6 protein-coding genes are annotated in these 12932 nt (G+C 53.3%); 2 read left to right on the top strand and 4 right to left on the bottom strand.

Going from position 1 to position 12932, the window contains the following annotated elements; all coding sequences use genetic code 11:
* Nucleotide 1 precedes the first annotated feature (1 nt).
* Together K7A41_RS19765 and K7A41_RS19770 are read left to right on the top strand one after the other, a co-directional pair.
* Complete coding sequence (locus K7A41_RS19765) at nt 2-1390, top strand: RagB/SusD family nutrient uptake outer membrane protein (RefSeq protein ID WP_265715088.1); 1389 nt, start codon at nt 2-4, stop codon at nt 1388-1390.
* Nucleotides 1383-3299, top strand: coding sequence for a TlpA family protein disulfide reductase (locus K7A41_RS19770; RefSeq protein ID WP_265715089.1), 1917 nt, complete (start codon nt 1383-1385; stop codon nt 3297-3299). The genes K7A41_RS19765 and K7A41_RS19770 overlap by 8 nt, the downstream gene beginning before the upstream one ends.
* A 99-nt stretch (nt 3300-3398) precedes the next feature.
* Here K7A41_RS19770 and K7A41_RS19775 read toward each other — a convergent pair whose 3' ends face one another.
* The 4 genes from K7A41_RS19775 to K7A41_RS19790 are packed head-to-tail and all read right to left on the bottom strand — an operon-like array spanning nt 3399 to nt 12399.
* Nucleotides 3399-5573 carry an alpha/beta hydrolase family protein gene (locus K7A41_RS19775; protein ID WP_265715090.1) on the bottom strand — a complete coding sequence of 725 codons (2175 nt, stop codon included), beginning with the start codon at nt 5571-5573 and terminating at the stop codon, nt 3399-3401.
* Nucleotides 5563-7716 (bottom strand): M14 family zinc carboxypeptidase, encoded by a 2154-nt coding sequence (locus K7A41_RS19780; RefSeq protein WP_265715092.1) that lies wholly within the window; start codon nt 7714-7716, stop codon nt 5563-5565. Before K7A41_RS19780 ends, K7A41_RS19775 begins: the two co-directional genes overlap by 11 nt.
* Nucleotides 7717-7728: 12 nt before the next feature.
* Nucleotides 7729-9180 carry a RagB/SusD family nutrient uptake outer membrane protein gene (locus K7A41_RS19785; RefSeq protein WP_265715093.1) on the bottom strand — a complete coding sequence of 484 codons (1452 nt, stop codon included), beginning with the start codon at nt 9178-9180 and terminating at the stop codon, nt 7729-7731.
* Nucleotides 9181-9192: 12 nt separating this feature from the next.
* Nucleotides 9193-12399, bottom strand: a complete 3207-nt coding sequence (locus tag K7A41_RS19790) for a SusC/RagA family TonB-linked outer membrane protein (protein ID WP_265715095.1) — start codon at nt 12397-12399, stop codon at nt 9193-9195.
* Nucleotides 12400-12932: the final 533 nt, after the last annotated feature.

Genomic DNA, 12932 nt, shown 5'->3' on the forward strand with positions numbered 1-12932 from the left:
CATGAAACGACCAACGAACTATCCCATGAAAAAATATATCATCTACAGTCTCTTTGCCACGCCGCTGCTCCACCTGTCCTGCAGCAAATTTCTGGAGACCGATCCACCGCGCACCGAAGTGGCTGCCGGCGCGGCTTTCAGCGACGCCAAAACCGCCAGCGCAACAGTAGCCGGGCTGTATACCAGCATGAACAATTACAACAACCAGTTTGCCAGTGGACTGATGACCATCGTCCTGGCGAGCCTGGCCGACGAGTACAATTCAGCCTTTACCACTTATGATGAGTATAAATACAATAAACTCAGTCCCGCCACCTCTTATCTCGACCGTCTCTGGTCCCAGCCTTTCAGCTATATCAACCATAGCAACAAAATTATCGAAGGTCTGGAAGCCTCGGCGCTGAGTGCTGAGGTCAAGGCAGAGCTGTCTGCCGAAGCCCGTTTTACGCGGGTATTCTGCTACTTTTACCTCAGCAATCTGTTCAACAAAGTCCCTCTGATCACGGACACCAAAAATCTGGAGGCCAACAACCAGAAAGGTCCAGCATCCCGGGAAGAGCTCTATTCCTTCATGGTGGAAGACCTCAGGCAGGCTGCTGCGGACATCCCCGATACCTACATCGGCACCGAACGCACCCGTCCCAACCGAAAAGCAGTGGAAGCCCTATTGGCCCGGGTATACCTCTACCGCTCGGACTGGGCCAATGCCGAAGCCACAGCCACCAAAGTCATCGGCGACAGCCGTTATGAGCTGTCCCGCGATCTGAATACCGTGTTCCTGAAAACCAGCAAAGAAGCCATCTGGCAGCTGCAGACCGTCAACCTCTCCACTGCTGGTGTCAATACCTGGGAAGGGTTCAGCATCGTTCCGGCAGTGGCCACAGCGCGGAGCTATTATCAGGTGTACGGCAGCACACTGGCAGATTATGGGGACGGTGACCTGCGTAAGGCCAACTGGCTGAAGCCCTATGCCGTCGGCAGTGAGACCCGTTATATGCCTTATAAGTACAAGGTGCGTACCGGTGCACCCGTCACCGAATACAACACCGTGCTGCGTCTGGCCGAGCAGTATCTGATCCGTGCCGAAGCCCGTCTCAACCAGAACAAGCTCGGTGCCGCCATCGACGATATCAATCATATCCGTGAGCGTGCCGGACTCGATGGCCTGCCCCACACGATGGCCAAAGCCGATATCGCAGTGGCTCTGGAAAAAGAACGGCAGCTGGAGCTGCTCGGCGAATGGGGGCACCGCTGGTTTGACCTGGTCCGGACCAACCGGGCCCTGCCGGTGCTCAAAGCAGCCAAAACAGACTTTAGCGAAAGCGACTTGAAAATACCGATCGCAAGTTCTATTCTATTGACCAACCCTAATCTCCAGCAGAATGATTAAACTACTCAACCTTTCGCTGCTGCTCGTCCTGCTGCAAACCGGCCCAGTGCTGCGGGCGCAGGTCCGCATTGTGCCGGCAAAAGCCGTGGCCGGTGATACCGTGACGATCAGCTTTAATCCCCGTGGCAGCGCTGCACCCAGTGCCGCAGGCCCCTTTTTCGTGGACTTTGGCTACTCCAACTTTTACGAGCTGCCCAGCCGGATGCCCATGCAGCAGCAGCATGGCCGCTGGCAGGTACAGTTTAAGCTGCCGCCTTATGCCAACTTTTCCTGCTTTACCATTTCCGATAAGGACAAGAAATTTGTGCAGCAGGCCAGCGACAGCAGCCAGTATGAAATTTATATCTATAAACAGGGCAAACTCATTGCCGGCAATTACCTCGGTAAATCCTATAGCGTGCCGGTGCAGAACAAGACTTCCGACCGTATCGTCGCCCTGCAGGAACATTACTTAAAGAAAGAGCTCAGCCTGTATCCCGACAACTATGAGGCCCGGCTGCGGCTGATCGCTCTGCAGATGAAGGAGAGCAGTCCCGCCCGGCAGTCGGAGCTGCTGAAAGAAGGGCTGGCCGTGATCGAGCAAAGATTCAGGAGCAATCCCCTCTCCGAGGGCAATCTCAACAAAGTGACGATGGGCTATCTGATCCTGGGACAGAACCAGAAGGTGGACTCGATCCGCCGTGTGGTGGTGGACGAGTTTCCGAACGAAAAGATCGGGATCTCCTACCGGCTCAATACGCTGCTGCGTGAGCCGGACTCGTCCGCGGTGGTGGCTGGGATACAGCAGCTGCTCGAGCGCCGCACGGACAGCAACAAGGAGGCCTTTGGCAGTGCCTACGAGTACCTGTTCAGCTACTCCGTGCAGCGTGGCGACAGTGTGGCAGCACGTACTTACCTGCCCCTGATCACCACCTGGGAGCCAGATCCCTACAAATGGCGCGCGTACCGCAGCTATGTGCAGCTGATGCTGGACCACAAGATCCTGCTCCGCGAAGCCTCCAGGCTCAATCTGTATGTTCTGGACAGTATCGCGGCATACCCCGTGAGTCTGATCCGCTATTTTCCCGAAACCGGCTATCTGGTCGCCCACGATCCTGCGCGGGCCGACAAAATCGAAGCAGTCAAGGCGGAGATCATGGCCAGCCAGGGACTTCTGGCAGCCCGGCTGAACCAGCCGGAAGCCGCCCGGCAGTGGTTTGCCCGGAGCATCCCCACGCTGAAGTCTCCGGCACTGCTGAGCGCCGTCGCCGCGCAGTACCAGCAATGGAATGATGCCGGAAGTGCCTTACCTGTACTCGAAGCTGCCTATCAGCAGGCGCCCTTTGACCCCAAGATCCGGCAGCTGCTGGAGGATGCAATCGGCCATCGGGGGATCCGTACTGCCGCCGACCGGCAGGCCTATTTCAGCAAGCTCGACAGGCAGTGGAAGCAGCATTACTATCAGGAATTTGCGCAGACCATCGGCAGCAGCCCCTTTCCGGCGGAGTTCAGCATCGTCGATATGTCGCGCAGGCCATTAGGCCCACAGGATCTGGAAGGCAAGATTGTGGTCATCGACTTCTGGGCGACCTGGTGCAAGCCCTGTATTGCCTCCTTCCCCTACCTGCATCAGGTGTACAAAAAGTATGCAGACGACCCCAAAGTGAAGTTTGTCGTGCTCAATTCTGGCAGCGGCAACAGCTGGGACGATGCCTACAAATGGGCGCAGGCCAATCCGCAATTCGACTTCCCCTTTTACTACAACCAGGACAAGAAACTGAGCAGCAAGCTCGATATCACCTCCATTCCGACCACGCTGATTCTCGACAGCAAACGCAATATCCGTTTCCGGAAAGTTGGATTTGAAGGTGAAAAGCTGCTACAGAGCCTGGATGCCATGATCGAATACCTAAAAGAACAGGAGCAGTAAAACCGGACAGCATAGACAGCCGGGGATTCGCACATAACGCTGCGCTTTATGTGCGAATCCCCCTATTTGTTGCTGCAGCGCCATCGCATGTCCACCTGATCAGTGCCGATAGCGTTCGAAGAACGCATAGGTGCGCAGCAGCTGATCGAGGCGCTGCCCGACGTCCCCTGAACGCGTGATCTCATGGTCCGCACCGGGATGCCTGACATATTCGGTCTGACGGCCTAGGTACTTGAGCTGTTTGTACAGGAAATCACTCTGTACGGGCCCTGTACGGTTGTCCTGCTCTCCATGGAAGATAAGCAGGGGTGTGCTTATTCTTTCGGCATGGCTGGTCGGCGATTGTGCCAAAAGAAGCTCCCGCGTTTCCTTTTCCCATGGAAACCCATCAAAATATCGCTTCAGCATGGGCCAGACATTGGCACTGCCAAAAAAGACGTAAAGATCATACACGCCCCGCTGGCTAGATGCTGCTCTGAACCGCTTGTCATGCGCCAGAATCCAGGTGGTCAGATAAGCGCCATAGGAACCTCCGGTGATAAACAGCTGCGCAGAGTCCACGATACCTGTCGCAAGCGTCCGGTCGACCGCTTCCAGTACATCGCGCGATGGTCCCGGTCCCCAGTCCTTAAAATTCGCTTTCAGGAAGTCTTCCCCATAGCCACTGGAACCACGTGGATTCGAAAATAAGACCGCATAGCCCCGCGCACGAAAGTACTGGTACTCAAGCCACATGCTGGCATCAGCGGGCCCGAACATTGAAGCTGGACCACCGTGGATCTCCACCAGCAGTGGGTACTGTCGCCCCTCACGGTAGTCTGCAGGCTTCAGCAGCCAATAATCCACCTCCAGCCCCTTTTCATTTCGAAAACTGCTTTTCTCGGCGATACCGATATTTTTTGTGGCCAGCCATCGTCGGTTGACATCACTGATGACAGTGGCATGTTTAAAGTCTGCATCTGCCCGGTACAGTTCCGAGGGATTGGCAAAAGTTGTTTTCGTGAAGAAGGCCCGGCCGCCGTCTACCCAATAATCGCCGATTCCCTCTTCCACCGGACTCAGCCTGCGGATTTTTCCAGTTTTCAGGTCAGCGCGATTGATGGTCCGCCCGCCTCTGTCCAATGCAATGAAATAGACCGATCGTTCATCCGCGGAAAACTGTACATTGGTCAGGCTTCGATCCAGTGCCAGGCTGAAACCTTTCCAATGCCGGGCGTCATAAATAAAAAGCTCACCTACGGTCAGTGAATTGTACTGTACACGATTTACCGCAACCCATTTTCCTGAAGCGGCCACCGCAGCAAGCTGATAGCGATGTATGCCGTCTCCCAATACAAGCTGCCGTTTACGCGTACGGAGGTCCAGCAGAACTAGGTCAGTGGATACCGTACGGTCCGGATGCAGGCCATTTTCCGTTTCCACACTAAATAGCACCCTGTCGTTCCCCAAAAATTCCGCAGCCGAATGGTTTCGAAACCCCTCACTTACTGGCACCTGCTGTCCCTTAGCGGCCAAGTCCAGAACATACCAATGCGTGAAGCGAAGCTCACCGGTCGTTGAATTTTCGGTCTGGAACTGCAGTTTGTTCGTTACTTTGGCAATACCCTGCCGTTCGTTGTGCTGCAGATAGGCCATGACCCCGGCCAGACTGCCGTCGCGGTCCTCCGCTGCGGGACCTGCCAGCAAAGAAGCCTGAAGACTGTCGCCCGGCTTCTCCAAAGGCCATGGCGGCAGTGTGCCCGCCGCATTGAAATCTTTGCTTTTTAAGAGTTCGTCCAGCGTATGGCTCACCGACAGGAGTACTTTGGAGCCATCTGGGCTGAAGTGTACCGTACCCAGCCCCTGCTCCAGTGCCGTGACCTGCAGCGGCGGCTGCCCGTCCGGCGGAAAGGAAAAGAGCTGCGGCTTCTTATTTCTGCCCTTGCCGATCGCCCATCTGCGTCCATCCGGACTATACAGAATCTGTGTAAACTGATGATCCCCCTGTATCCGCTCCGCCGCTGAAGGCGCTGCCGTCCTGTTCAGATACCAGACCGTTTCATAGCGGAAGCGGGTATGGTCGGATGTATCTGCGACTATTCCACGCACGGCATAGGCCAGTTCACTTCCGTCCGGCTTCACCTGCAGGTCGGTGATATTTTTGATCCGTAGCAGGTCGCTGGCCACGATCAGACTATCGCTCACCGCAGCGCCCGCAAACAGCGGAAGCGCAGCCAGCAAGAACAACAGCCAGCCGAGCCCATCTTTCCAGGTAAAGTACTTCCTATATTTCATTGAGTTTTTCGATTAGTTTCTGAGCAGAGATGTGGGCTTTGCGATGGATAAAATCGGGATCGGTGTTGTCACCAATTTCATAGACAAGAGCCTCGGCCCCATAGGTTTTATAGAGGTAACTATACGCCGTGTAGGTCGGTCCCCCCAGATAGAGGGGTTTGACCAGCGGCTCGTACCCGGGGATAGCCTCCCGGACGCCGGCTATCCAGCTGGGGATAAAGCCGGGAAACCGGGTTGGCAATGCAGGGTCCACCGTGTAGTAAATATCGCTTCCGGTCGAATGAAAATCAATGGCGAAATAGAGTTCGTTACCCTGTCCGCCTAATTCCCCTGCAAAGTAGTCGCGTAGCGCGGTAGTCTCCGGCTGGTTGAATTCGGACCAGTCCCGGTTGAGATCGGCCCCGTTAGCATTGGTTCGCCAGTGCCCCAGATCCACCCCATCGGGGTTCACCAGCGGGACCAGATAAATACGGAATTTATCCCTGAACAGCCGTGCATCTTCGGTATCGCCGAGCAGATATTCGACGAAACTGGCATAAGCGTAATGGCCTGTGATTTCGGGCGGATGCTGTCTTCCGAGGACCGCAATACTCTTTTTACCCTGTCGATTGCCTGCCACATAGACATTGATCGCCTTACCCAGCGCGGTTCTGCCCACTTCGACTTTCTGTACCTCGGCTGTAGGATTCAGCCGCTCTACCCACTCATATACCGTACTGGAAGGAATATTTGGCTGCGCAGAAATCCAGGTGCGTTCGCTGGAGACCGGGAGATCAAAAGAAGCACCACTTTGTCTGCGCCAGTGTGCACCATCGCTGCTCACTTTCGGATCATAACGATGCTTCACGCCCGATGGATAGTCCAGCGCTATACGGATCGTGGTATCCCGGACCGCCCAGACCTGAAAGCCATACCAGGGACTCGGATTGACCGGAGTCCGCTCCGGGGCGACCTGCACATGATAGACCCCATCACTGGATTTTGTCAGACCGTTCAAACGTGCTCCATCATAGTCGTTGGTAAAAAAGACACGTTGGTCAACAGAAAAAGTACCCCTTTGCTGTTTTACAATCGCCCTTGATTCTGTGGATTCATAGCCAATGGGGTCCTGTCCTTTAAAATCCTTTTTTAGTCCCGCGGTAGTGGGTTTCCCGGGATTAAACAGGCTATCCAGTACCCTGCCGAGCTCTTCGCCGCGCACATTCCGGGCGATAATGGTGCCTTCCCTATCCACCAGAAAATTGGCGGGAATCGCACGCACCGCATAGCGGGCTGCAATGTCACTGTTCCAATACTTCAGTTCAGACACATGCTGCCAGGTCAGGTGGTCATCTGCAATACCCTTCAGCCAGGCGGCTTTGTTTTTGTCCAGTGAGACGGCATAAATTGCAAAACCCTGAGACTTGTACTTTTGGTAATTCGCCACAATATTCGGGTTTTCCTTGCGGCACGGCGGGCACCAGGAGGCCCAGAAATCAACCAGCGTATATTTGCCAAGATGATCGTAGAGCGCCTGCGGCCGTCCGTCGGGATCATTGGCAACAATGGCCGGCGCCTTCCTGCCTACGGCTACCTGCCGGGTGACTGCAATAATTTTTTTGAGATCCTGTATGTAACGCGACTGTTGCTGCTGTTGCGAGAGCAGAGCAATATTCGCTTCCAGCTGTTCGGGAGACAGCCGATAGGACCATTCGCGGTACAGCAGATAAGCCGGTACGATGTTATCAGGATACTTTCGGATAAAAGAGCCGATATCAGGCCTGCGCTGCACGCGATATTCCTCAAAGATCTGCTGGCTTTTTGAGCCCGACAGCGATACCCTCTTTCTGTCGTCCGCTGCAGCATCGATCAGCAGCTTATTATCGCCTGTATCCAGGAATACATAGGCTGGGTCACCTTCCCGCTGTGTGGAAATGCCGTACAGATCCGGAAGCGGCAGCTGCCGCCGGAATGAAAACCCGCCGTTTGTGACCCGGGCAGAATCAATGACCGTAAATATTTTGTTTTCAAAACGCTGCAGATAGACAAAAGGGACGTCCGCGTTCTTCACCGTACCCTGGAGGGATAAGGTCTGCTGCTGTGCCTGCAACGATCCGGTAGTGCCGAGCAGTACAGTCATCATGAGTTTGGTCAGATTATTCATTGTTCAGATGATTTAGTTAAAAAGTTTATTGGTCGCCAGCTCTGTATTGGGTGCCGGAAAAATGTAGTTCTGTGCATTTACGGGTACGCTGGGTGTCTGTATACTGGCATCCCCTTTTGCGGGAAGTTCCTTTAGCTGGCGCAGGAGGTCATGCCCCCGCAGTCCCTCTCCGAGCAGCTCAATACGCCGTTCTTTGCCAATCGCCTGGAGGATGGACGTTTTGCTTGCCAGAGACGCCTCCGGGAATACAAAGTCTGCATCCGAGCGCTGGTGTACCGCCTTTAACAGCGCCGCCGCAAGAGCAAGCTGCTCCGTCTGTGCCGCCGCTTCGGCATAGTTCAACAGCACCTCGGCATAGCGGATCACCGGAATATAATCCACATAGGGCGAGGCTTTGGCGTACTTTTTTAAGTACTGCTTACCGGCATTGGCCAGCAGAAGACTACGCCGTCTATCCGCCTGCCCCCACTGGGTGTCGTTTACGATCCCACTGGGATTAAGATAATATTCCTTATTTATGTAATAGACATAGCCGATTGCTGACTGCCCCGACAGCGCATCCGTTGTGCTCATGGGCATACTGAGGATAGACTCCGCCGTGGTATAGCTGCCTCCAAACACCGTCGTGATATCCGGCTGCAGTTCATGGGCGACCCCCTGTTGCGCCTTAAATGGTGCGGCCTGCTGCGGAACGATCTTTTTTGCCTCTTCCAGTACCTTTGCATAATTACTGACCGTCAGATAAACCCGCGTTTTGAAAGCCCGTGCTGTATTTTTATGCGCCCGCGTTGTGTTGAGCAGGGCGGTTGAATAGCTGTCCGGCAAGTCCTTTTCAGCATCGTCAAGATCGCTCAGGATCTGGCTGTACACCTTGGCAACCGTACTGCGGGCCAGATCATTGTTGTTTCCGTCGACTTCCGCTTTCAGGCGCAGCGGCAGTCCCGGGGAAGCTCCCCCATCTTTGTTATAGGGCTGAGCGAACACGGTCACAAGGCTGAAATAAGCAACCGCGCGCAGGAACTTCGCTTCAGCAATATACGCTCTGGAAAGATCCGCACTGATCACATCCGTACCCGGAGTCAGCGCCTCGATCAGGATGTTAGCGCCGTTGATTGCTGTGTAGGCGGCAGACCACAGGTTGTTGATATCATTGGATCCCGAACTATAGGAGTTGTTCCAGCTCTCGTAGGCAGTGTAACTGTTGGCCGTGACGTTGATAAAATCCTCACCCCGGACATCCTGATAAAGCAGATAACGCCCACCGTACAGGCTGGCCCCTTTTAAGCTCTTGTAAATGCCGTTGACGACACCCTCAATGCGGGCCGGTGTATCAAAGACGTTTTTGTCGGATATGGATGTCGTCGGCACGGGAAATAATCCACTGTCCTTTGTACAGGAGTACAGGGCAGATACGAGTAATAATGCGCTGAGCAGGTAGCTCTTTGTGGTTATGTTAATTTTCATGTTTTCAGAGTTTTAGAATGATACATTTAAACCGGCCGCCCACGTACGGCCCTGTCCGATAGAATTCTTTTCCACGCCGACCGAGGTATTGGAATTGCCGTTGGAAGAGGACTCCGGATCAGTGCCCGAATACCCTGTGATCAGGAACAGGTTGGAAGCCTGCCCATAGATGCGGATGCTGGAGAGACCGACGGTATTCAGCAGGTTGCCACGGAAGGTGTAGCCGATAGTGAGCTGCTGCAGACGCAGAAAATCTGCTTTCTCAGCATTCTGATCGATCGAAAAGCCAGCCGAACCATTGGATATCACATCGTTGTAGACCAGGCGTGGTATATCGGTGTGCTGCCCCGGAGCAGTCCATCTGCCGAGTACTTCGACCGAATTATTGTAAAAACGCTGGTCCAGCAAGGTACCCCTAGTGCCGTTCATGACTTTGTTACCCCCGGCAAAGGTGAAGCTCACCGCTGCATCAAAGGATTTATAGCGCAGCGCATTGTTGAAACCGCCATACCAGGTTGGCAGGGCCGTCCCCAGCACCTGATAGTCAGCCACCGTGATGGGGCTCGCAACCCGACCGTCGAGGTAGGTCCAGTTGCTCTGTCCCGAAGCCACCGCAGCACTGTATTGTACGCGCTCCCCATTCTTATTGATAAATATGCGCTGGCCATTTTCGGGATTCACGCCATCCGTCACAGCACCGTACAAACTACCCACGGCATATCCGACGCGGGTGATATTATTGGCTTCGGTAGTGGTGTGCGTGTAACCAATGATATCCGCATTTCCGTCAGACAGTGATGTTACTTTATTCTTTACATGGGTAAAATTGAAGGCGGCGTTCCAGGTGAAATCGGCCTTTCTGATGATGTCACCACTGATGGCCACCTCGATCCCTCTGTTGTACATGCTTCCGACATTTTTGAGGATACTGTTGCCGGGGATACCCTTCGATGGGGACTGCGGCACATCCAGAATTAATCCGTTCACATTGTTTCTAAAATAATCGACGTCCAAGTGCAGGCGCTTGTTGGCCAGGTCGGCACTCAGCCCCAGATTCGTCTGTTCAGAAGTCTCCCAGCCCAGATCCGGATTACCGGCCTGGGAGAGGCTCCATGTGGGCGCGGTACCATATAGCGATGAGCTGTACAGATTGAGCGACTCATAGGCCGAGAGGTTGCCGTTGCCCACCTTGCCCCAGCTCCCCCGGAGGCGCAAGTCGCCCAGCACCGCAGCCAGGCTGCTGCTCTTATAGAAGTCTTCTTCAAACACAGACCATCCTAGCGACAGGCCCCCAAAGTCACCGTATTTGCTGTTGGCGCCCAGAGCCGAATTGCCGTCCCGCCTGAAATTGGCTGTCAGGAAATAGCGCTTGTCATAGTTGTAGGTAGCACGGACAAATGTCGAGCGGTAAAAACGTTCGGTGATGCTGCCTCCTGCTCCAGAGAGTGTGGTCCAACTGCCCTGAAAATTTTCAAAAAATGGATCAGAAGCATTATTCTGCGATGCATTCCAGCTGTCGTTGTCGTACTTCTGGATATCGTAGCCGAGCAACAGCGATAGCGCATGCCTTTCGGAAAAGACCTTGTCATAGTTCAGCGTGTTGGTAAAGTTCCAGTTGTTGCGCAGGCTGCTCACATTGGTTACCGATCCCCCATTTGAATAGCCAGAGGACCCCAGGCTGGGGCTCAGAAAGGTCTTCGTGGTCGAGAGGTTACGGTCTACCGCATAGGTGCTTGTGAATTTCAAACCTTTGAGCAAGCTGAGCGAAGCGTGCACATTGCCAAGGATATGATCATTGCGAGTGGTATACTTGCTATAGGCAAAGAGAGCTTCGGGATTATACAGCGTATTGGTAAACAGGTTGGCCCCGGGGCCCAATAATCCCGTGCTGCTCAGATTATATGTACCGTCATCGTTATAAGCCGACACATTTGGCGGCAAAGCAATCGCCAGCCTTGCTCCCCCGATCAGCAGCAGCTGGCTGCTGGGCAATGAGCCCGAATTTTTGGCATCGTTGAAGGTGTTGTTGTAGGTCAGGTTGCTGCCCAGCGAGAACCAGTCGTTCACTTTGTGTTCGATATTAAACCGCAGACCCTTTCGGTCAAAACTATTTTTCGCAAAAAAGCCTTCCTGATCCGAGTAGTTGCCCGAAAAATAATACTGCGTACTTGCATTCGCTCCGCTGACCGCTAAGCTGTGGTTGTGGCTATATCCGGTATTATAGACATGATCATACCAGTTTGTTTCGACGAGGTTGCCATTGGCATCATACTGCGGAAAGAAAAGTTCGCTCGCCACCTTGTCATTGTCCGCATTGCCGGACAGCACCTTGTTGTTGAGGACAGCCTCATTTTTGATCGCCATATACTGGCTGGCATTCAGCAATCTGGGCAGGCGAACAGCGGAGACAGCAGATCCCCAGACATCATAGGTCACCTTGGCGCGGCCCTGTTTCCCTTTTTTGGTCGTTACGATCAGCACACCACCGGCTGCCCTTGAACCATAGATGGATGTGGAAGCCGCATCTTTCAGCACATCGATCGATTCTATATCCGATGGATTGATATCCGCGAGCGGATTGTTGGCCACGTTGGATGAGCCGATATTGCCGGTATTGACCGGAATCCCATCGATGACAATCAGCGGATAAGAGCTGAGGGATATCGAATTGAGTCCCCTTATTCGTATGACAGGCGGATTATTGAGCAGTCCGTTGGGCAAAGAAATGCTGACCCCGGAGGCCTTGCCGGCCAGCGCCTGGTCGAAACTCTGTACTGGGATATCTTTGATCGCTTCGGCAGTGATACTCGATGCAGCCCCGGTAAAATCTTTGCGTTTTTGGGTACCATACCCCACGACGACCACTTCCTCCAGTGCGCGGTCGTCCCTGTGGAGCCGGACAGTGTCCCCCTGCTCGCGGATCAGCGCGGTCTGCTCCTTATAACCGACGGAGGATACCACGACACGGGCCGGCAGCTTTTGTCCGGTGACAAAAGCGAAACTGCCTTTTCGGTCGGTGGTCACCGCATGAGTAACTCCGTAAAGCCTGACTGTGGCCCCCTCGACAGGCTGTCCGCTTGCCGCATCGATCACCAGTCCCCTAAACGAGGCATTGACGATTGTTTTCGGGGAATCCTGAGCATAGGTGTAGCATGGCTTTTCGGCCAGCCCTGCCAGCAATAGGTAGGCAGAATAGTGTAGTAATCTTCTCTTTTTCATAGGTTGAATCGTTTAGTTAAAAAAATAGAGGTACTGGCCGTAAACCGTGTTTAGGACAGCAGGAAGCAAGCAACAGGCTAGCTATTGCTTTTGTAGTTAAAAGAACCGGAGGAAAAGGACTAGCTACACATTCGTCGCGCAGGGAACGCTTGGTGTGCAAACGGGAAAGATGACTTACTTTGACTAAAAGATGGGTTTAGATAATACTGTTTCATTTTTACTTTGTTTAGATAGTGATTAGATCGTTGCCAACGCCAATTGAAACGACGATGTACAAATGTAATAATAAAAACAAATAATGTATAGTAGATTAGTAGATTTTTTTTCTGTTTACGGTTACGTTTGATGAGCATACATAGCTCATGTAGCTGAAAGTATCTTCCTTGTTGCCGACCAGCACCCTTAATAATGCGTATATATGCACTTCTGGTATTATGAATAGGTCTATTATTAGGCAAACAAAAAAAAAATCTATAAAAACAGTAGACTTTATTGTATTCTATTTTTATATTTGCTTACCGTTTCTCAATTGG

This window comes from Sphingobacterium sp. InxBP1 (assembly GCF_026191775.1).
Lineage (GTDB): Bacteria > Bacteroidota > Bacteroidia > Sphingobacteriales > Sphingobacteriaceae > Sphingobacterium > Sphingobacterium thalpophilum.

Excerpts from the sequence above, each read along its gene's own strand:
- K7A41_RS19765 (WP_265715088.1), top strand. The coding sequence starts at position 2 with ATGAAACGACCAACGAACTATCCCATGAAAAAATATATCATCTACAGT.
- K7A41_RS19770 (WP_265715089.1), top strand. The coding sequence starts at position 1,383 with ATGATTAAACTACTCAACCTTTCGCTGCTGCTCGTCCTGCTGCAAACC.
- K7A41_RS19775 (WP_265715090.1), bottom strand. The coding sequence starts at position 5,573 with ATGAAATATAGGAAGTACTTTACCTGGAAAGATGGGCTCGGCTGGCTG.
- K7A41_RS19780 (WP_265715092.1), bottom strand. The coding sequence starts at position 7,716 with ATGAATAATCTGACCAAACTCATGATGACTGTACTGCTCGGCACTACC.
- K7A41_RS19785 (WP_265715093.1), bottom strand. The coding sequence starts at position 9,180 with ATGAAAATTAACATAACCACAAAGAGCTACCTGCTCAGCGCATTATTA.
- K7A41_RS19790 (WP_265715095.1), bottom strand. The coding sequence starts at position 12,399 with ATGAAAAAGAGAAGATTACTACACTATTCTGCCTACCTATTGCTGGCA.